This window comes from Kitasatospora misakiensis, from assembly GCF_042656005.1.
GTDB classification, from domain to species: domain Bacteria; phylum Actinomycetota; class Actinomycetes; order Streptomycetales; family Streptomycetaceae; genus Kitasatospora; species Kitasatospora misakiensis.
In genome coordinates, this window is record NZ_JBHSOF010000048.1 from 7,744 (window position 1) to 26,903 (window position 19,160).

The 19,160-nt window shown below is 73.1% G+C and carries 18 protein-coding genes and 4 tRNA genes; 16 read left to right on the plus strand and 6 right to left on the minus strand.

From position 1 onward, the window contains the following. Positions 1-81 precede the first annotated feature (81 nt). From ACFP3U_RS28700 to ACFP3U_RS28715, 4 genes are all read left to right on the plus strand, one after another. Positions 82-154 (plus strand) — tRNA-Glu (locus ACFP3U_RS28700). A gap of 27 nt (positions 155-181) precedes the next feature. Beyond that, positions 182-254: transfer RNA gene (locus ACFP3U_RS28705), tRNA-Glu, on the plus strand. Between the two features lie 27 nt (positions 255-281). Then, positions 282-354: transfer RNA gene (locus ACFP3U_RS28710), tRNA-Glu, on the plus strand. Between the two features lie 46 nt (positions 355-400). Further along, positions 401-475, plus strand: a tRNA-Gln gene (locus ACFP3U_RS28715). 182 nt (positions 476-657) lie between these two features. On the opposite strand, the gene ACFP3U_RS28720 is transcribed toward ACFP3U_RS28715, so the two are convergent. Next, complete coding sequence (locus ACFP3U_RS28720) at positions 658-1,371, minus strand: IclR family transcriptional regulator (protein WP_030306825.1); 714 nt, start codon at positions 1,369-1,371, stop codon at positions 658-660. A 231-nt stretch (positions 1,372-1,602) separates the two neighbouring features. On the opposite strand from ACFP3U_RS28720, the gene leuC reads away from it, so the two are divergent. From leuC to ACFP3U_RS28740, 4 genes are all read left to right on the plus strand, one after another. Continuing rightward, positions 1,603-3,024, plus strand: a complete 1,422-nt coding sequence (gene leuC / locus ACFP3U_RS28725; protein ID WP_380228625.1) for a 3-isopropylmalate dehydratase large subunit — start codon at positions 1,603-1,605, stop codon at positions 3,022-3,024. A 5-nt stretch (positions 3,025-3,029) separates the two neighbouring features. Next, positions 3,030-3,626 (plus strand): 3-isopropylmalate dehydratase small subunit, encoded by a 597-nt coding sequence (gene leuD / locus ACFP3U_RS28730; RefSeq protein ID WP_380228626.1) that lies wholly within the window; start codon positions 3,030-3,032, stop codon positions 3,624-3,626. A 184-nt stretch (positions 3,627-3,810) separates the two neighbouring features. Beyond that, positions 3,811-4,158: an SCO5555 family protein gene (locus ACFP3U_RS28735; protein WP_380228627.1), complete on the plus strand. Its 348-nt coding sequence runs from the start codon at positions 3,811-3,813 to the stop codon at positions 4,156-4,158. Positions 4,159-4,291: 133 nt separating this feature from the next. Next, entirely contained in the window at positions 4,292-5,011 is a 720-nt protein-coding gene (locus ACFP3U_RS28740) for an HU family DNA-binding protein (RefSeq protein WP_380228628.1), read from the plus strand. A 167-nt stretch (positions 5,012-5,178) separates the two neighbouring features. On the opposite strand, the gene ACFP3U_RS28745 is transcribed toward ACFP3U_RS28740, so the two are convergent. Further along, positions 5,179-5,400, minus strand: coding sequence for a hypothetical protein (locus ACFP3U_RS28745; protein WP_063347710.1), 222 nt, complete (start codon positions 5,398-5,400; stop codon positions 5,179-5,181). 43 nt (positions 5,401-5,443) lie between these two features. Beyond that, positions 5,444-6,163, minus strand: coding sequence for a 2-phospho-L-lactate guanylyltransferase (cofC, locus tag ACFP3U_RS28750; protein ID WP_380228629.1), 720 nt, complete (start codon positions 6,161-6,163; stop codon positions 5,444-5,446). Between the two features lie 214 nt (positions 6,164-6,377). On the opposite strand from cofC, the gene ACFP3U_RS28755 reads away from it, so the two are divergent. From ACFP3U_RS28755 to ACFP3U_RS28765, 3 genes are all read left to right on the plus strand, one after another. After that, positions 6,378-7,205, plus strand: a complete 828-nt coding sequence (locus ACFP3U_RS28755; RefSeq protein ID WP_380228630.1) for a lysophospholipid acyltransferase family protein — start codon at positions 6,378-6,380, stop codon at positions 7,203-7,205. Next, positions 7,202-8,203: an NAD(P)H-dependent glycerol-3-phosphate dehydrogenase gene (locus ACFP3U_RS28760; RefSeq protein WP_380228631.1), complete on the plus strand. Its 1,002-nt coding sequence runs from the start codon at positions 7,202-7,204 to the stop codon at positions 8,201-8,203. Before ACFP3U_RS28755 ends, ACFP3U_RS28760 begins: the two co-directional genes overlap by 4 nt. 84 nt (positions 8,204-8,287) lie before the next feature. Then, positions 8,288-9,430 (plus strand): D-alanine--D-alanine ligase family protein, encoded by a 1,143-nt coding sequence (locus ACFP3U_RS28765; protein ID WP_380228632.1) that lies wholly within the window; start codon positions 8,288-8,290, stop codon positions 9,428-9,430. 67 nt (positions 9,431-9,497) lie between these two features. Here ACFP3U_RS28765 and ACFP3U_RS28770 read toward each other — a convergent pair whose 3' ends face one another. Both ACFP3U_RS28770 and ACFP3U_RS28775 read right to left on the minus strand, forming a co-directional pair. Beyond that, positions 9,498-10,013, minus strand: coding sequence for a DUF3515 domain-containing protein (locus tag ACFP3U_RS28770; protein WP_380228633.1), 516 nt, complete (start codon positions 10,011-10,013; stop codon positions 9,498-9,500). 20 nt (positions 10,014-10,033) lie between these two features. After that, positions 10,034-10,267 (minus strand): Lrp/AsnC family transcriptional regulator, encoded by a 234-nt coding sequence (locus ACFP3U_RS28775; RefSeq protein ID WP_380228634.1) that lies wholly within the window; start codon positions 10,265-10,267, stop codon positions 10,034-10,036. 218 nt (positions 10,268-10,485) lie between these two features. On the opposite strand from ACFP3U_RS28775, the gene ACFP3U_RS28780 reads away from it, so the two are divergent. The 3 genes from ACFP3U_RS28780 to thiD all read left to right on the plus strand — a co-directional run bounded on the left by ACFP3U_RS28780 (position 10,486) and on the right by thiD (position 13,532). Continuing rightward, the gene (locus ACFP3U_RS28780) at positions 10,486-11,451 is read left to right on the plus strand and encodes a thiamine-phosphate kinase (protein WP_380228635.1); all 966 of its coding nucleotides are present in this window, start codon (positions 10,486-10,488) and stop codon (positions 11,449-11,451) included. A gap of 231 nt (positions 11,452-11,682) precedes the next feature. After that, positions 11,683-12,708, plus strand: a complete 1,026-nt coding sequence (locus tag ACFP3U_RS28785) for a 6-phosphofructokinase (protein ID WP_380228636.1) — start codon at positions 11,683-11,685, stop codon at positions 12,706-12,708. Between the two features lie 17 nt (positions 12,709-12,725). Then, positions 12,726-13,532 carry a bifunctional hydroxymethylpyrimidine kinase/phosphomethylpyrimidine kinase gene (gene thiD, locus ACFP3U_RS28790; protein ID WP_380228637.1) on the plus strand — a complete coding sequence of 269 codons (807 nt, stop codon included), beginning with the start codon at positions 12,726-12,728 and terminating at the stop codon, positions 13,530-13,532. Positions 13,533-13,689: 157 nt separating this feature from the next. Here thiD and rpmB read toward each other — a convergent pair whose 3' ends face one another. Then, positions 13,690-13,875, minus strand: coding sequence for a 50S ribosomal protein L28 (gene rpmB, locus ACFP3U_RS28795; RefSeq protein WP_073813963.1), 186 nt, complete (start codon positions 13,873-13,875; stop codon positions 13,690-13,692). 300 nt (positions 13,876-14,175) lie between these two features. Here rpmB and ACFP3U_RS28800 point away from each other — a divergent pair, with 300 nt between their 5' ends. Together ACFP3U_RS28800 and ACFP3U_RS28805 are read left to right on the plus strand one after the other, a co-directional pair. Then, a complete protein-coding gene (locus ACFP3U_RS28800) occupies positions 14,176-15,807 on the plus strand; it encodes a DAK2 domain-containing protein (protein WP_380228638.1) in 1,632 nt (543 codons plus the stop codon). Between the two features lie 82 nt (positions 15,808-15,889). Beyond that, complete coding sequence (locus ACFP3U_RS28805) at positions 15,890-19,159, plus strand: helicase-related protein (protein ID WP_380228639.1); 3,270 nt, start codon at positions 15,890-15,892, stop codon at positions 19,157-19,159. The last annotated feature ends 1 nt before the right edge of the window (position 19,160 follow it).

Here is a 19,160-nt window from a genome sequence, read left to right on the forward strand (position 1 = left end):
CTAGCACGCTGCCCTCTCACGGCAGTAGCGCCGGTTCGAATCCGGTCGGGGGTACTGGTCCCGCAAGGGACCGCCTGGAAAGCCCCCGTTGTGTAGCGGCCTAGCACGCTGCCCTCTCACGGCAGTAGCGCCGGTTCGAATCCGGTCGGGGGTACTGGTCCCGCAAGGGACCGCCTGGAAAGCCCCCGTTGTGTAGCGGCCTAGCACGCTGCCCTCTCACGGCAGTAGCGCCGGTTCGAATCCGGTCGGGGGTACTGATTCCGCAAGGAATCGCCTGGAAAGCCCCCGTTGTGTAGCGGCCTAGCACGCTGCCCTCTCACGGCAGTAGCGCCGGTTCGAATCCGGTCGGGGGTACTGAAGCAGGAAGCCGATGGGCTCGCTCATCGGCTGATTGCTTTGTTGGGGTATGGTGTAATTGGCAGCACGAGTGATTCTGGTTCATTTAGTCTAGGTTCGAGTCCTGGTACCCCAGCCAGAAATTGAAGGCCCCGGTTCCCGGGGTCTTTTTTGATTTCCCGGTCCGGGAATCCCCGCGCCGCCCCGAGGGCTCCGGACGTCCGAAGGCCCCGCTCTCCGACGAGCGGGGCCTTCACGGTTTTCGGGTGGGGGAGTGGGGTGCGGGTGGGGATTGCGGGTGGGGTGGGGGAACGGGGGATTTCAGCTGCGGCGCAGGGCCTCGGTGAGGCGGTTGGCCGCCTCGATGATCGCCTGGGCGTGGAGCCGGCCGGGGTGGCGGGTCAGGCGCTCGATCGGGCCGGAGACCGAGACGGCGGCCACGACGCGGTTGGAGGGGCCGCGCACCGGCGCGGAGACCGACGCGACGCCCGGCTCCCGCTCGCCGATCGACTGGGCCCAGCCGCGCCGCCGGACGCCGCTGAGCGCGGTGGCGGTGAAGCGGGCGCCCTGGAGGCCGCGGTGGAGCCGCTCGGGCTCCTCCCAGGCCAGCAGGACCTGGGCGGCCGAGCCGGCCTTCATCGGCAGGGTGCTGCCGACCGGGACGGTGTCCCGCAGGCCGGAGAGCCGCTCGGCGGCGGCGACGCAGATCCGCATCTCGCCCTGCCGGCGGTAGAGCTGTGCGCTCTCGCCGGTGACGTCGCGCAGGTGGGTCAGGACCGGGCCCGCGGTGGCGAGCAGCCGGTCCTCGCCCGCCGCGGCGGAGAGTTCGGAGAGACGGGGGCCGAGGATGAAGCGGCCCTGCATGTCCCTGGTGACCAGACGGTGGTGTTCGAGTGCGACGGCGAGTCTGTGGGCCGTGGGGCGCGCCAGACCGGTGGCGGCGACCAGCCCCGCCAACGTGGCGGGGCCCGACTCCAGTGCGCTGAGCACCAGAGCGGCCTTGTCGAGCACGCCGACGCCGCTAGAGTTGTCCATGCCCTAAGACTGCAGTCTCATTCCGCGAGACGCAAGTTCAATCTTCGGCGAAAAGCGCCACTCTGGATGCAGCAGCCCGGGAGACATCCAGGATGCGACCCCGCCAAGGTGTTCGCATCGTGGACACCGATCCGGCGTGCAGGTCTCGCGACGCGTGCCGCACAGGGCCGCGACAGCTTTGACCTCGACGACACGAGAAGGCCGGCAACGCGGCCGGCTGGAGGGAATCCGATGGGACGGACACTCGCAGAGAAGGTCTGGGACGACCACGTCGTGCGGCGCGCGGAGGGCGAGCCCGACCTGCTCTACATCGACCTGCACCTGCTCCACGAGGTGACCAGCCCGCAGGCCTTCGACGGCCTCCGGCTGGCCGGACGCACGGTCCGCCGCACCGATCTCACGATCGCCACCGAGGACCACAACACCCCCACCCTCGACATCGACAAGCCGATCGCCGACCCGGTCTCCAGGGTCCAGTTGGAGACCCTGCGCAGGAACGCGGCCGAGTTCGGCGTGCGGATCCACTCCCTCGGCGACGTCGAGCAGGGCGTCGTGCACGTCGTCGGCCCGCAGTTGGGCCTTACCCAGCCCGGTACGACCGTGGTCTGTGGCGATTCCCACACCTCCACCCACGGCGCGTTCGGCGCGCTGGCGTTCGGCATCGGCACCAGCCAGGTCGAGCACGTGCTGGCCACCCAGACGCTGCCGCTGGCCCCGTTCCGGACCATGGCGATCACCGTCGAGGGCGAGCTGCCCGAGGGCGTCACCGCCAAGGACCTGATCCTGGCGATCATCACGCGGATCGGCACCGGCGGCGGCCAGGGCTACGTCCTGGAGTACCGCGGTTCGGCGATCCGCGGCCTCTCCATGGAGGCCCGGATGACCGTCTGCAACATGTCCATCGAGGCGGGTGCCCGGGCCGGCATGATCGCCCCGGACGAGACCACCTTCGCCTACCTGAAGGACCGCCCGCACGCCCCGCAGGGCGAGGACTGGGACGCCGCCGTCGCGTACTGGCGGACCCTGGGCACCGACGAGGACGCGGTCTTCGACCACGAGATCTTCATCGACGCCGCCGAGCTGACCCCGTTCGTCACCTGGGGCACCAACCCCGGCCAGGGCGCCCCGATCGGCGCCTCGGTGCCGGACCCGGCCTCCTTCGCCGACCCGCAGGAGCGGACCGCCGCCGAGAACGCCCTCACGTACATGGGCCTGGAGGCCGGCACCCCGCTGCGCGAGGTGAAGGTCGACGCGGTCTTCGTCGGCTCCTGCACCAACGGCCGGATCGAGGACCTGCGCGCCGCCGCCGACCTGCTGCGCGGCCGCCGGATCGCCGACGGCGTGCGGATGCTGGTCGTCCCCGGCTCCGTCCGGGTCGCCCTGCAGGCCGTCGAGGAGGGCCTGGACAAGGTGTTCACCGCGGCCGGCGCCGAGTGGCGGCACGCGGGCTGCTCGATGTGCCTGGGCATGAACCCCGACCAGCTCGCCCCCGGCGAGCGCTGCGCCTCGACCTCGAACCGCAACTTCGAGGGCCGCCAGGGCAAGGGCGGCCGCACCCACCTGGTCTCGCCCCAGGTCGCCGCCGCGACCGCCGTCCTGGGCCGTCTCGCGGCCCCCGCCGATCTGGCGTCCAGCGCCGCCGTGGAGGTCTGAGCAGCATGGAGAAGTTCACCACCCACACCGGGCGGGCCGTCCCGCTGCGCCGCAGCAACGTCGACACCGACCAGATCATCCCCGCCCACTGGCTGAAGAAGGTCACCCGTTCCGGTTTCGAGGGCGGACTGTTCGAGGCCTGGCGCAAGGACGAGTCGTTCATCCTCAACCGGCCCGAGCGGCAGGGCGCCACCGTCCTGGTGGCCGGCCCCGAGTTCGGCACCGGCTCCTCCCGCGAGCACGCCGTCTGGGCGCTGCAGAACTACGGCTTCCACGCCGTGATCTCCTCGCGCTTCGCGGACATCTTCCGCGGCAACTCGCTGAAGAACGGCCTGCTCACCGTCGTCCTCCCGCAGGAGACCGTGGAGCGGCTCTGGGAGCTCACCGAGGCCGACCCGCAGGCTGAGATCACCGTCGACCTGGAGGCCCGGGAGGTGCGCGCCGAGGGCGTCACCGCCCCGTTCGAACTGGACGACAATGTCCGCTGGCGGCTGCTCAACGGCCTGGACGACATCAGCATCACGCTGGCGAACGAGGCCGACATCGCGGCCTTCGAGGAGCGCCGTCCCGCGTTCAAGCCGCGGACCCTGCCGGCGGCCTGAGAACCCCTTCTGAACAAGCATTCTGACGAACCGCCGGATGGCCCGCCTCCCCCCTCGGGGGGGCGGGCCATCCGCCGTTCCGGGGCCGGAGTTGTGCCCGTCCGCGGGCCCCGGATTGACGATTCGGTTTTGCGACAGAGGGGCCCGCGCATGGACAACTGCGCGTAGATGGCACAATCAGTGCATGCACCGGCACCATGAACCTCCGTACGCGGGCGGCGAACCCGCGTCACCGGAGTCCACGGGCCGGGGATCCGAACGCCGAATTGACGATCGGCCGGACGCCGCCACCTCAGCTGCTGAGGGGCCGGACGACCCGGAAGTCGCAGCGCTCTTCGCGCTTGTGGCCGAGCGGTTGAAGCAAGCTCACGACCGCGTGCATGCGCTGAACGTGTCTGCCGATGCAAAGACCGCTCTCACCCGTCAACTGCTCATCGTCACCGAGGCCGCCAAGCGCGATCTTCCGGAGGCGGCGCGGCGGTTGAGTCGCTTTGTGCAGGACCTCGACGAGGGGCGCCCGCCCGTCGACTGAGGTCGCCGACGCGCAAATCCATTGCGACACTAGGGTGATTCGCGCGTTTGGTAATTGAAAGTCCGCAGATACATACCTAACGTGCGAAAAGAACGGATGGAATCATCCGGCGCCCGTTTCCGAAGGGGAAGACGTGAACAAGGCTCAGCTTGTCGAAGCGGTGGCCGAGCAGCTGGGCGGTCGCAAGGCTGCCGCAGAGGCCGTCGACGCAGTGCTCGACACCATGGTGCGCGCCGTCGTGGCCGGCGACCGCGTTTCGGTCACCGGTTTCGGCACCTTTGAGAAGGTGGAGCGCTCCGCGCGCTTCGCCCGCAACCCGCAGACCGGCGAGAAGGTCAAGGTCAAGAAGACCTCGGTGCCCCGCTTCCGTCCGGGCCAGGGCTTCAAGGACCTGGTCAGCGGCGCCAAGAAGCTGCCGAAGGAAGGCCCCTCGGTGAAGAAGGCCCCCAAGGGCTCCCTCACCCCGGGCAAGAGCGGCGTCGCCGCGACCCCGGCCGCCAAGCGTGCCGCCACCAAGCGCGCCGCCACGGCCGCCGCCGCCGCTGCCGCCGCTCCGGCGAAGAAGGTCGCTGCCAAGAAGACGGCCACCACGGCTGCCAAGAAGGCGACCACCGCCGCCGCCGCCAAGAAGGCGACCGCCACCAAGAAGACCACCACCGCCGCCGCGAAGAAGACCACCGCGACCGCGACCAAGAAGACGGCCACCACGGCCGCCAAGAAGGCGACCACCGCCGCCGCCGCCAAGAAGACCACCGCGACCGCCAAGAAGGCGACCGCCACGGCCAAGAAGACGGCGCCGGCGAAGAAGACCGCCACCCGCAAGACCACCGCGCGCAAGACCACCGCCAAGTAGTCGGTGCGCGTCGTCGTCGGACGGCTTTCGCGAGCCGTGGCACCGTCCTCTCCCGGGAATTCCCGGCAGGGCGGGGCCACGGCTTCTCGCTTTTCCGGGATTTCCCGTCGCGGCTGCCGTGACCGTCGTGGTCGCTGTGGCCGCCGCCGGGCCCGCTGAGCCCGGGGTCAGCCCGCGGCCGGGTCCGGGAAGGTCTGCAGCGTCACGAAGACCACCCGGCGGGCCTCGCCGGCGCCCTCGGTGCGGATCCGCACCCGCTGGCCCGGGCGCAGCAGCCGCAGGCCGCCGGCGTCGAAGGCGGCCGCGTCGAACGGCACCGGGGTCCCGTCGTCGAGCAGCACGGAGCCGGCCCGGGTGGCGGGGTCGAAGGTGAACGCGGTGGCCTGCATGGCAGCAGCATAGCGAGGGCCACCGACAGTCCCGGGCGGTGTCTCAGCCGGGCAGCGGTGCGCCGGACGGCCCCTGCCGCGGCAGGTAGCCGAGCCGGGCCGCCAGGGCGCGGGTGTGCCGGCCGACCCCGAGCACCAGGGCCTCGGCGAGGTCCTCCCCGGTGTCGACGTCCCGGCGGACCGACTCCACGCCGGACAGCCGCAGTTCGCGGGCGCCGCCGGCCGCGTGCCGGGCGCGCGAGCCGTCCCCGAACGCCGGAGCGAGCGGGCTGCCCGGGGCGCAGGCCAGCAGGGTGGTGCCCAGCCCGGGCGCGTCCGGCAGGAAGGCCCGGCCGGCCGTGGGCACGGCGGCCAGCACCCGGCCGAGTTCGGCCGGGCGCAGCGCCGGCAGGTCCGCCGAGAGCGCGGCCAGCGGCGCGTGCGGCGCCAGGGCGAGCGCGGTCGCCGCCCCGTGGGCGAGGGCCTCGTTGAGGCCGCCGCCCGGCTCGTCGTCGACCACCAGGGCGCCGAGCGCGGCCAGCCGCGCGCCGGCCGCGGCGTCCCGGGTGACCACCAGGACCCGGCCGACCCCGGGCGCGGTCAGCGCGGCGGTGACGGTGTCGAGGGCGAACGAGAGTGCGAGGTCCGGGCGGTGCGGGCCGGCGAACGGGGCCAGCCGCGACTTGGCCCGGGCGAGCGGCTTGAGCGGCAGCACCAGCGACCAGTCGGCGGCGGGTGCGGCGGGCGCGACGGGCCTGCCGGGGCGTACGGTGTCCTGGGTCATCGGCGTCATTGTGACGCCGGTCCCGGAGCCCTCGCCAGGCCGTCCGAGCTGTGCGGACGTGCGTTTGATCACGCCCGCCGGACGTCCGGGCGGGGTTGCTCGACAGCCGGCGAGCGGTCGGGCGAAACTGTTCGGCGCCCCGCGCCCCGAGAGGGCGGCGGAGGCGAGATCGACCGCGGCACCCCACGTGCCGCACGAATGAGGAGGACCTGGGGTGGCCCGCCGCTCGTACGCCAGCTTCGGCAACGCCGACTACGGATTCTGGTACCGCTTCGCGGCCGTGCTGGTGAAGCCGGTGAACACCGCGCTGGTCAAGCCCGACTGGCGGGGCTGGGAGCACCTGCCCAAGGAGGGCGGCTTCATCGCCGCGGTCAACCACAACTCGATCATCGACCCGGTCGTGTACGCGCACTGGCAGTACAACAGCGGGCGGCCGCCGCGGATCCTCGGCAAGTCCTCGCTGTTCTCGATCCCGTTCATCGGGTTCATGCTCCGCAAGACCGGCCAGATCCCCGTCTTCCGGGAGTCGACCGACGCGGCGCAGGCGTTCCGGGCGGCCATCGACGCCGTCAACGGGGGGCAGTGCGTGCAGTTCTACCCGGAGGGAACGCTCACCCGGGATCCGAACCTGTGGCCGATGACCGGCAAGAGCGGTGTCGCCCGGGTCGCGCTGATGACCGGCGCGCCGGTCATCCCGGTCGCCCACTGGGGAGCGCACGAGATCATCCCGCCGTACGGCAGGGGCGGTTCGGGCCGGAGCCGGTTCAACCTCTTCCCGCGCCACAGGGTGACCGTGGCGGCCGGGCCGGCCGTCGACCTGAGCAGGTACCAGGGCCAGGAGCTGACCTCCCAGGTGCTCAGGGACGCCACCGAGGACATCATGACGGCCATCACCGCCGTGCTGGCCGGGATCCGCGAGGAGGAACCGCCCGCCGAGCGGTACGACATGCGGGAGGCCGCCCGACAGCGGGCCGCCGCCGCGGCGGCCCGCCGACAGGTCGTGGGCCGCGACACCGACGAGGCCGGGGAGGCCGCCAAGTGACCCGCTGCGCAGTGTTCGGCACCGGCTCCTGGGGCACCGCGTTCGCGATGGTGCTCGCGGACGCCGGCTGCGAGGTGACCCTGTGGGGCCGCCGCCAGGAGTTGGCGGACGCCGTCAACGCCACCCACACCAACCCCGACTACCTGCCCGGGGTCCGGCTGCCGGACACCGTCCGGGCCACCACCGACCCCGCCGAGGCGCTGGCCGGCGCGGACTTCGCGGTCCTGGTGGTGCCCTCGCAGACGCTGCGCGAGAACCTCGCCGCCTGGGCGCCGCTGCTGGAGCCGCAGACCGTCCTGGTCAGCCTGATGAAGGGCATCGAGCTCGGCACCGCCAAGCGGATGAGCGAGGTCGTCGGCGAGGTCGCCAAGGTCGGGCCGGAGCGGATCGCCGTGGTCAGCGGGCCCAACCTGGCCCGGGAGATCGCCAACCGGCAGCCCGCCGCCAGTGTGGTCGCCTGCACCGACGAGGCGGTCGCCAAGCGGCTCCAGGCGGCCTGCCACACGCCGTACTTCCGGCCGTACACCAACACCGACGTGATCGGCTGCGAGCTCGGCGGGGCGGTCAAGAACGTGATCGGCCTGGCGGTCGGTATGGCCGACGGCATGGGGCTCGGCGACAACACCAAGGCGACGCTGATCACCCGCGGCCTCGCCGAGACCACCCGGCTCGGGCTGGCGCTCGGCGCGGACCCGTACACCTTCGCCGGCCTGGCCGGCATGGGCGACCTGGTGGCCACCTGCTCCTCGCCGCTCTCCCGCAACCACACCTTCGGCACCAACCTGGGCCGGGGCATGTCGCTGGCCGAGACCATCGCGGCCACCCGGCAGACCGCGGAGGGCGTCAAGTCCTGCGAGTCGGTGCTCGACCTGGCCCGGCGCAACGGCGTCGACATGCCGATCGTCGAGGCGGTGGTGGACGTCGTGCACAACGGCCGGCCCACCCAGGAGGCGCTGCGGGCCCTGATGTCCCGCTCGGCCAAGCCCGAACGGCACTGACCGACCCGGGGCGCCCGGGCGGTTTCGGGCGGTTCGGGTCGGTCGTCTCCCCGAAACCGGCCTCGGGGTAACCTTCGTCGCGATATGAGCATCGAACAGACCTCCCAGAACCCGTCCGCGAAGCCGCGGGTCGCCGTCGTGTTCGGCGGCCGCAGCTCCGAGCACGCCATCTCGGTCTCGACCGCGGGCAGCGTGCTCAGGGCGATCGACCGCGACAAGTACGAGGTGCTGCCGATCGGCATCACCCACGAGGGCCGCTGGGCGCTGGCCAGCGACGAGCCGGCCCGGATGGCCATCACCGACGGCCGGCTGCCGGACGTCGACCAGGTCGCCGAGGACACCGAGGGCCAGGTCGTGCTGCCGCTCGGCCCCGGCAGTCGCGAGGTGGTCAGGACCGAGCCCGGCACCGCCCCCAAGGCGCTCGGCGAGGTGGACGTGGTCTTCCCGCTGCTGCACGGCCCCTGGGGCGAGGACGGCACGCTGCAGGGCCTGCTGGAGCTCTCCGGCGTGCCGTACGTCGGCAACGGCGTGCTCGCCAGCGCGGTGGGCATGGACAAGGAGTTCACCAAGCGCCTGCTGGCCTCGCACGGTCTCGGCGTCGGGCGGTACACCGTGGTCCGACCGCGCGAGTGGGAGACCGAGGAGGGCCGCGCCGCGGTCCGCGAGCGCGTCGCGGGCCTCGGTCTGCCGGTGTTCGTCAAGCCCTGCCGGGCCGGCTCCAGCATCGGCATCAGCAAGGTCAAGGACCTCGCCGACCTCGACGCCGCGATCGAGGAGGCCCGCCGGCACGACCCCAAGCTGATCATCGAGGCGGGTGTCTCCGGCCGCGAGCTGGAGTGCGCGGTGCTGGAGTTCGAGGACGGCCCGCGGGCGAGCGTCCCGGCCGAGGTCCTGGTCGGCGGCGACTACGAGTTCTACGACTTCGAGGCCAAGTACATCGACTCCTCCGAGGTCCGGATCCCGGCCGAGCTCTCCGCCGAGGAGACCGCCGAGATCCGCCGCCAGGCGATCGAGGCCTTCGAGGCGCTCGGCTGCGAGGGGCTGGCCCGGGTCGACTTCTTCCTGCTGGAGGACGGCGGCTGGATGGTCAACGAGGTCAACACCATGCCCGGCTTCACCCCGATCTCGGCCTACCCGAAGATGTGGGAGGCCAGCGGGCTGTCGTACGCGGAACTGGTCGACCGGCTGCTGCAGGCGGCGCTGCGCCGCTCGACCGGCCTGCGGTAACCCGCGCCGGCGGCGTGACGGGGCGGTCCCGGGGTTCCGGGGCCGCCCCGTGGGCGTGCCGGTCCGGTCAGGAGGGGATGCTGGCGGCGACCACGGGGGAGAGCGCGGCGACCACGTCCATCGGGTTGGCGAACGAGCCCTCGGGCACGGTGAGCTCCACATAGGCCTTGCGCATCGTGGAGGTGTAGCGGTAGCCGCCGTCCCCCAGCTGCTGCGGCCACCAGGTCACGTCGTTGATCATCGGCGCGGTGTCCTTGGCGGCCGGGCCGTTCAGCGCCTCCGGCCGGTCCACGCCGCAGCGCAGCACCACCTTCGGCGAGCTGGCCCAGGCGGCCACGAACGGCGAGGCGGGGGTCGGGTCCGCGCGCGGGTGGCCGTACAGCTCCTGGGGGAGCGCGGCGGCGAGGGCCCGGCAGTAGCCGGCGGCCTTGGGGGCCGGGTTCGGCGTCTCGATCTTCTCGGGTGTGCTCCAGCTACCGATCAGCACGACGATGGTGCAGACGAGCGCGGTCGGCACCGCCAGCCACCGGACGGGGGCCGGCAGTGCCGCCAGGAAGCGGGGGGCGCGGAGTTCTCGGGTCACCCGCCGATGGTAAGCGGGCCCTACAGGTGGACGACCGGACAGGTCAGGGTGCGGGTGATGCCCTCGACCTGCTGGACCTTGGCGACGACCATGCGGCCGAGGTCGTCCACGGTGTCGGCCTCGGCGCGGACGATCACGTCGTACGGGCCGGTGACGTCCTCGGCCTGGAGGACTCCGGGGATCTTGGTGATGGACTCGGCGACGGCGCTGGCCTTGCCGACCTCGGTCTGAATCAGGATGTAGGCCTGTACCACGGGGACCTCCGGGCGGCTGGGTACGGGGATCGCGGCCGTGCTCGCCCGGTCGGGTGTCGGGTGGGGAACGGGCTCACCGGCAGACTGATCACCACGCTACCCCCCGGTGGGCCGGGGAGGGGAGACCTCTGCACCGCCGGAGGGCGTACGCTGCGCGCGGAGGCGGCGTGGCCGCAGGACGTACGCGCCCGGCCTGGGCGCAACCGGGAGGACGGCAGATGCAGGGGACCGTGGGCGAGCTCGGCGAGTTCGGACTCATCAGGGAGCTGACCGCCCGGGTGCCGCTCACCGACGCGGTCGACCTCGGCCCGGGCGACGACGCCGCGGTGGTGAAGGCCCCGGACGGCCGGGTGGTGGCCACCACCGACGTGCTCATCGAGAACCGGCACTTCCGCCGGGACTGGTCCACCGCGTACGACGTGGGCCGCAAGGCGGCTGCGCAGAACCTCGCCGACGTGGCCGCGATGGGCGCGGTGCCGACCGCGATCCTGCTCGGCCTGGTCGCGCCGGCGGACCTGCCGACCACCTGGGCCACCGAGCTGATGGACGGCCTGCGGGACGAGTGCCAGGTGGCGGGCGCGACGGTGGTCGGCGGCGACGTGGTGCGCGGGGAGACCATCACCCTGGCCATCACGGCGCTCGGGGACCTCCAGGGGCGCGCGCCGGTGACGCGCGCCGGTGCCCAGGTGGGCGACGTGGTCGCGGTCACCGGTTGGCTCGGCTGGTCGGCGGCGGGCCTGACGGTGCTGCAGCGCGGCTTCCGCTCCCCGCGGGCCTTCGTCGAGGCGCACCGCCGCCCCGAACCGCCGTACCACGCGGGCCCGTCCGGCGCGGAGCTGGGCGCCACCGCGATGATCGACGTGAGCGACGGGCTGGTGGCCGACCTCGGCCACGTGGCCAGGGCCAGCGCGGTGGACATCGACCTGCGGGCGGCCGACTTCGACGTGCCGGCGCAGATGGCGGACATCGGCCAGGCGGTCGGGGTCGACCCGCTGGTGTGGGTGCTCTCCGGCGGCGAGGACCACGCGATCGTCGCGACCTTCCCGCGCGGGGTCCAACTGCCCGCCCGCTGGCGGGTGGTGGGCGAGGTCGTCGGCCGGGCGCGGGCGGCCCGCGGCGGCCGGGTCACGGTGGACGGCGAGGCCTGGGACCGGGTCGGCGGCTGGGACCACTTCTCGGAGTGACGCCGGAGGGACGGCGGAGTCGCAATGGGGCTGCCCCGGCCGGTGGTTGACCGCCGGCCGGGGCGCCGCGACGCACCGGGCGGGGGCGCGCGCGACGCTCCCGGGCCCCGCGCGAACGGGATCCGGACGCGCGGTGTGCGTAGGCTTGACCCACAGCCGGGCCGCCCGCCCTCCATGCGAGTGGTCTGGACCACTTTGGTCTGAACCACTTTGAGCGGGAGAGCCACCGGTATGCGCATCGGAGTCCTGACCAGCGGCGGCGACTGCCCCGGCCTGAACGCGGTGATCCGCTCCGTGGTGCACCGCGGCACCGATGTGCACGGCGACGAGATCGTCGGCATCGAGGACGGCTTCCTCGGGCTGATCGAGGGCCGCGCCCGGCCCGTCTCGCACGACGACGTCACCGGCCTGCTGACCCTCGGCGGCACCATCCTCGGCTCCGCCCGGGTGCAGCGCGAGCGGATCGCCTGGGCGGTGGAGAACGCCAAGACCCTCGCCCGGGACATCGGCATCGACGCGCTGATCGCCATCGGCGGCGAGGGCACCCTCACCGCCGCCCGGCGGTTCAGCGAGGCCGGGCTGCCGGTGGTCGGCGTCCCGAAGACCATCGACAACGACATCGACGCCACCGACGTCACCTTCGGCTTCGACACCGCGGTGCACGTCGCGACCGAGGCGATCGACCGGCTCAAGACCACCGCCGAGTCGCACCAGCGGGTGATGGTCGTCGAGTTGATGGGACGCCACACCGGCTGGATCACCCTCACCGCCGGCATGGCCGGCGGCGCGCACGGGATCCTCATCCCCGAGAAGCCGTTCGACATCGAGGGCGTGGCCCGGATGGTCGAGGACCGCTTCACCCGGGGCAAGAAGTTCGCCATCATCGCCGTCGCCGAGGGCGCCTCCCCGATGCCCGGCACCATGCGCTTCGACCACGGCGAGGTCGACCGGTTCGGACACCGGACCTTCGGCGGGATCGGCAACCGCCTCGCCCACGAGCTGGAGGACCTGCTCGGCAAGGAGGCCCGCCCGGTCATCCTCGGCCACGTCCAGCGCGGCGGCACCCCGACCGCCCGGGACCGCGTCCTCGCCAGCCGCTTCGGCTGGCACGCGGTGGAGGCCGTCCACCAGGGGGCGTTCGGCCACTTCACCGCGCTGCGCGGCAACGACATCCGGCTGGTGCCCATCGCCGACGCGGTGACCAGGCTCAAGACCGTCCCCGAGGAGCGCTGGGCGGAGTCCGAGGCCGTGCTGTGACCGCGTAGGTTGGAGGCATGTCCTCCACCGCACCCCCTCGCGTGCTCACCGTCGCCGGCTCCGACTCCGGCGGCGGCGCCGGCATCCAGGCCGACCTCAAGGCGATGCTCGCCCTCGGTGTCCACGGCATGAGCGTCATCACCGCCGTCACCGCGCAGAACTCGCTCGGCGTCCAGGGTTACTGGGAACTGCCCGCCGAGGCCGTCCGCGCCCAGTTCCGCAGTGTGGTCGACGACATCGGCGTGCAGGCCGTGAAGACCGGCATGCTCGCCTCGATCGAACTGGTCGAGACCGTCTCCGAGCTGCTGGCCGGGGTGGCCGCGCCGGTCGTCGTCGACCCGGTCGGCGTCTCCAAGCACGGCGACGCGCTGCTCGCCGCCGAGGCCGTCGCCACCGTCCGGGAGCGGCTGCTGCCGGTCGCCACCCTGGCCACGCCCAACCTGCACGAGGTGACGCAGCTCACCGGCCGGGTGGTCGAGGACGAGAAGCAGATGCTGGACGCCGCCAAGGCGCTGCGCGACCTCGGGCCGCGCTGGGTGCTGGTCAAGGGCGGGCACCTGCCCGGCGAGGCGGCCGACCTGCTCTACGGCGGCGAGGGCGGCGCGGCGGAGGAGCACTGGTACCGGGCGCCGCGCTACGACAACCGGCACACCCATGGCACCGGCTGCACCCTGGCCAGCGCGATCGCGGCCGGCCTGGCCAAGGGCGAGGAACTGCCCGCGGCGGTGGCCTCGGCGAAGGATTACATCACCGGCGCGATCGCCGGCGGCTTCGCGCTTGGCGCCGGCATCGGGCCGGTCGACCACGCCTGGCGCTGGCGCTGAGCCCCGGCGCCGGGCTGCGCGCGACCGCGTCCGGACATGTCTGTGGGCGGGCCCGAGGGCCCGCCCACATCAGGTCGATCGGGTGCCGGAACAACAGAAAGCCGGTTCACCCGAGGATGAACCGACTCACTGGAGGACCGGCATACCGGTCTGCGCGTCAGCGCGAGACCTTACCGGCCTTGATGCACGAGGTGCAGACGTTGAGCCGCTTCGGCGTCCGCCCAACCACAGCGCGCACCGTCTGGATGTTGGGGTTCCAGCGACGGGGGGTACGGCGGTGCGAGTGGGAGATGCTGTTGCCGAAGCCCGGCCCCTTGCCGCAGACGTCGCAGTTGGCAGCCACAGGAGTCACTCCAAGACTTCAGATCATTTACGTGAGACAACCCGCCGGACCAGCGGAGCACTCACGTGAACCGAACCGGACCAAGGGGAGAGCCCGGAACAGTTCCAGGCAACCGGAAGAGCATACAACGCTTGCTTCCGTTCAACGAAACTACCATGCCCGGCCGGGTGAGCGCTCCGGTCGCCGCGTCCGCCGCCCCCTCCCGGCCCCCGATAACCTGCCGGTACGACCCCTCGCCACTTGCCTGAACGTGTTGGTGTCCCTCAGGCCATCACGGCGTCCCACTCCGGAGGAGACCTGGTGCTGCACACGCTCGACGCCCCGGCCGTGCGCAGCTGGTGCCAACTGGCGCTGCGCGCGCTCGGCCAGGCCCGCGAGGAGATCGACGCACTCAACGTCTACCCCGTCCCGGACGGCGACACCGGCACCAACCTGTACCTGACCGTGGAGTCGGCCGCCGCCGAGGTGGAGAGCCGCTTCGCCGACCCCGGCGCCGGCCCGGCGCCCGGCCTCGCCGAGACCGCCCGGGCGATGGCCCGCGGCGCGCTCCTCGGCGCCCGCGGCAACTCCGGGGTGATCCTCGCCCAGTGGCTGCGCGGCACCGCCGAGAAGCTCGCCGAGGGCGGCGGCGCCGACCAGCTGCGGGCCGCCCTCCAACGCGCCGCCGACTCCGCGTACCAGGCGGTCGCCGAGCCGGTCGAGGGCACCCTGCTGACCGTCGCCCGGACGGCCGCCCGGGGGGCCGCGCTGGCCGGCGACGGGCTCGGGCAGGTCGCCGAGGCCGCCCACCGGGCCGCCCGCGAGGCACTGCGGCACACCCCCGAACAGCTCCCCGTCCTCGCCGAGAACGGGGTGGTGGACGCCGGCGGCCGCGGCCTGGTCGCCGTCCTCGGGGCGCTCGCCGACGCGGTGGCCGGCCACCAGCCGATGGGCCCGGTCGCGCTGCGTGACGACCTCCGGCCGGTGGAGAGCTGCGAACTCCACCTGCGGCCGCCCGGCCCCGGCCACCCCGCCTTCGAGGTGATCTACCTGCTGGACGCGCCCGACGAGGCGCTGCCCGCGCTGCGCGAGCGGCTCGCCGGGCTCGGCGACTCGCTGGTGGTCGGCGGCGGCGACGGCCTGTGGAACGTCCACGTCCACGTCGACGACGCGGGCGCCGCCGTCGAGGCCGGGGTGGAGGCCGGGCGTCCGCACCAGATCCGGATCACCCACTTCGCCGAGGCCGCCGCCCGCTCCGGCGCCGCCGCCGGCCGCGGCGAGCCCGAGCGGCGGGTCCGCGCGGTGCTCTCGGTGGTCTCCGGCGCGGGCCTCGCCGAGCTCTGCGAACAGGCCGGCGCGGTCGTCCTGCACGCCGAGCCCGGCCGCCCGCCGGCCAGCGCCGAACTCACCGCCGCCGTGCGCCGCGCCGCCGCCCGCGAGGTGGTGCTGCTGCTCAACGACCCCGAACTGCGGGCCGCCGCCGGCGCGGCCGCCGACCAGCTGCGCGAGGAGGGCGTGCGGATCGCGGTGCTGCCCACCCGCTCGCCGGTCCAGGGCCTGGCCGCGCTCGCCGTGCACGAGGCCGGCCGGCGCTTCGACGAGGACGTGGTCGCGATGACCTCGGCGGCCGGTGCCACCCGGTACGCCGAACTGGCCGTCGCCGAGGGCGAGTCCTGGACGATGGCCGGGGTCTGCCAGGCCGGCGACGCGCTGGGGCTGATCGACGGGGACGTCGCGGTGATCGGCGGCGCCCTGGCCGAGGTCGGCGAGAGCGTGCTGGACCGGATGCTCGCCGGCGGCGGCGAGCTCGTCACCCTGATCCTCGGCGAGGGCGCCCCCGAGGGCCTCGCCGAGCGGCTGGTCGCCCGCGCCCGGCACAGCCGGCCCGAGGTGGACGCGGTGGTCTTCCACGGCGGCCAGGAGTCGGCGCCGCTGCTGATCGGCGTGGAGTGAGCGGCGGAGTGCGCGGTGGAGTGAGCGCTCGGCGCGGCGTGAGCGCCCGGTCTGTCGGTCCGGTGGTGTAAACAAGGCCCTGATGGGCGCTCTCGATGAACCACTGACCAAGCTCGTCGGCGACCGGACCGCCAAGGTGCTCGCCGACAGCCTCAAGCTGCGCACGGTCGGGGACCTGCTGCACCACTATCCGCGCCGCTACGTCGAACGCGGCCAGCTCACCAGCCTGGACGAGCTGGAGATCGACGAGCACGTCACCGTGCTGGCCCGGATCGAGAAGGTCACCCTGATCCCCTTCCGAGGCCGCAAGGGCGACCGGCTGGAGGTGGTGGTCACCGACGGCCGCAGCCGGCTCTCGCTGGTCTTCTTCAACCAGGGCTGGCGGCAGAAGGAGCTGCGACCGGGGACGCAGGGCCTGTTCGCGGGCAAGGTCGGGGTGTTCAACCGGGCCCGCCAACTGGCCTCCCCCGACTACCAGTTGCTCGACGAGGATGCGGGCTCCGACGCGGCGAAGCAGTTCGCCGGCCGGCTCATCCCGGTGTACGGCGCCAGCGCCCAGATGCCCAGCTGGAAGCTCTCGCTCTGCGTGGAGACGGCGCTCACCAAGCACCTGTCCGACGTCGGCGAGCCGCTGCCCGCCGAACTCCGCGACCGGCACGACCTCATCGCGCTGCCCGAGGCGCTGGAGCTGATCCACCGCCCGCGGAGCCAGGCCGACCGCGAGCGCGCCCAGGAGCGGCTCCGCTGGGACGAGGCGTTCGTCCTCCAGGTCGCCCTCGCCCAGCGCCGGGCCGCCGACTCCGCCCTCCCCGCCAAGCCGCGCGAGGCCCGCCCCGGCGGCCTGCTGGACGCCTTCGACGCCCGCCTGCCGTTCACCCTCACCGACGGCCAGCGGAAGGTCTCCGCCGAGATCGCCGCCGACCTGGCCACCGAGCACCCGATGCACCGCCTCCTCCAGGGCGAGGTCGGTTCGGGAAAGGCCCAGCCGCTCGACTCCCTGGTGCTGACACCCGACGGTTTCAAGACCATGGGCAGCGTGCGGGTGGGGGACCTTGTGGTGACTCCCTCGGGCGAGCTCGCTCCCGTCACCGGGGTGTTCCCGCAGGGCGAGCGCGAGGTCTGGCGGCTCCTGCTCTCGGACGGCAGTTCGGTGGAGTGCGACGACGAGCACCTCTGGATCGTCGCGACGAGCTGCGCGTGGCACCGGGGCGAACGGCCGAAGGTCCTGACGACGCGGGAGATCCGCCAGGACCTCCACAAACGGAACGGGTCGTCGAAGTGGTATCTGCCGCAGGCCGTGCCGGTCGACCTGGGCCCTGACGACGGACAGCCCCTCGATCCGTACCTGATGGGCCTCCTCCTCGGCGACGGGACGTTCCGCCACCAGCTGGGATTCTCCACGGCCGACACCGAGATCCGGGACGCCGTCGTCGCCGCCGTACCGGCGGAATGCGTGGTCGTCCCGTCGTCCAACAGGCCGTACGACTACGGGATCAATCTGGCCGGCCCGCGTGGTGGGGCACGCCGGAACCCGGTGATCCAGGCACTGAGGGACTTCGGCCTCTGGGGGCTGACCTCGCACGACAAGTTCGTGCCCGCGGGCTACAAGAACACCTCGGTCAAGCAGCGACTCGCCGTTTTGCAGGGTCTGCTGGACACGGACGGCACGGTCGGCCGCGGTGGCCACGACGTTTCGTTCTGCAGTGCCTCGCCCCGACTCGCGGACGACGTCGCCTGGTTGGTGCGGTCGCTGGGCGGCCACGCCCGGGTGCGGCCGAAGAAGGCCGCCTTCGTGGTGTCGGTCGCGCTGCCGGCGGAGTACCCGCCGTTCCGCCTGTCCAGGAAGGCCGGGCGGGTGGCGGAGCGGCCCACGTACAACACGTTCCGCCGGGGCATCCGCCAGGTCGAGCACGTAGGCCGCAAGCCGGTCCAGTGCATCAGCGTCGGGCACCCGGACGCGGCGTACGTGACCGACAACTTCACGGTCACACACAACACGCTGGTGGCTCTGCGGGCCATGCTGGCCGTGGTGGACGCCGGGGGGCAGGCGGTGCTGCTGGCGCCCACCGAGGTGCTGGCGCAGCAGCACCACCGCTCGATCGTCGAGATGATGGGCGACCTCGCCGAGGGCGGCATGCTCGGCGGCGCGGACCTGGCCACCAGGGTGGTGCTGCTCACCGGGTCGATGGGCGTCCCGGTCCGGCGGCAGGCGCTGCTCGACATGGCCTGCGGGGACGCCGGCATCGCGATCGGCACCCACGCGCTGATCGAGGACAAGGTGCAGTTCCAGGACCTCGGCCTGGTCGTCGTCGACGAGCAGCACCGGTTCGGCGTCGAGCAGCGGGACGCGCTGCGGGCCAAGGGCGAACAGCCTCCGCACCTGCTGGTGATGACAGCCACCCCGATCCCGCGCACCGTCGCGATGACCGTCTTCGGGGATCTGGAGACCTCGGTGCTGGACCAGCTGCCGGCCGGGCGCTCGCCCATCTCCACCCATGTGGTGCCGGCCGTCGAGAAGCCCAACTTCCTGGCCCGGGCCTGGGAGCGGGTCCGCGAGGAGGTGGCCAAGGGCCACCAGGCGTACGTGGTCTGCCCGCGGATCGGCGACGAGGAGCCGGAGGAGGCCAAGGGCGCGAAGGGGGCGAAGGGCGCGAAGAAGAAGCGCCGGGCCCCGGAGGACTTGGAGGAGCTGCTCGACGACGCGCCGGACGAGGGCGCGGCGCCCGACGGCGACCGGCGGCCCCCGCTGTCCGTCGTGGAGACCGCCGGGAAGCTGCTGGCCGGCCCGCTGGCCGGGCTGCGGGTGGAGATCCTGCACGGCCGGCTCGCCCCCGACGCCAAGGACGAGGTGATGCGCCGGTTCGCCGCCGGGGAGGTGGACGTGCTGGTCGCCACCACGGTCATCGAGGTCGGCGTCAACGTCCCCAACTCCACCGCGATGGTCATCATGGACGCCGACCGGTTCGGCGTCTCCCAGCTGCACCAGCTGCGCGGCCGGGTCGGGCGAGGCTCCGCCCCCGGGCTCTGCCTGCTGGTCACCGACATGCCGGCGGCCAGTGCCGCCCGGGCCCGGCTGGACGCGGTGGCGGGCACCCTGGACGGCTTCGAGCTCTCCCGGATCGACCTCGAACAGCGCCGCGAGGGCGATGTGCTGGGCCGGGCGCAGTCCGGGGTGAAGTCCTCGCTCAAGGTGCTCTCGGTGCTGGAGGACGAGGAGGTCATCGTGACCGCCCGCGCCGAGGCCACCCGGCTGGTCGCCGAGGATCCGGACCTCGCCGCCCACCCGGACCTGCGCACGGCGCTGGAGAGCCTGCTCGACGAGGACCGCGCCGCCTACATGGAGAAGGGCTGAC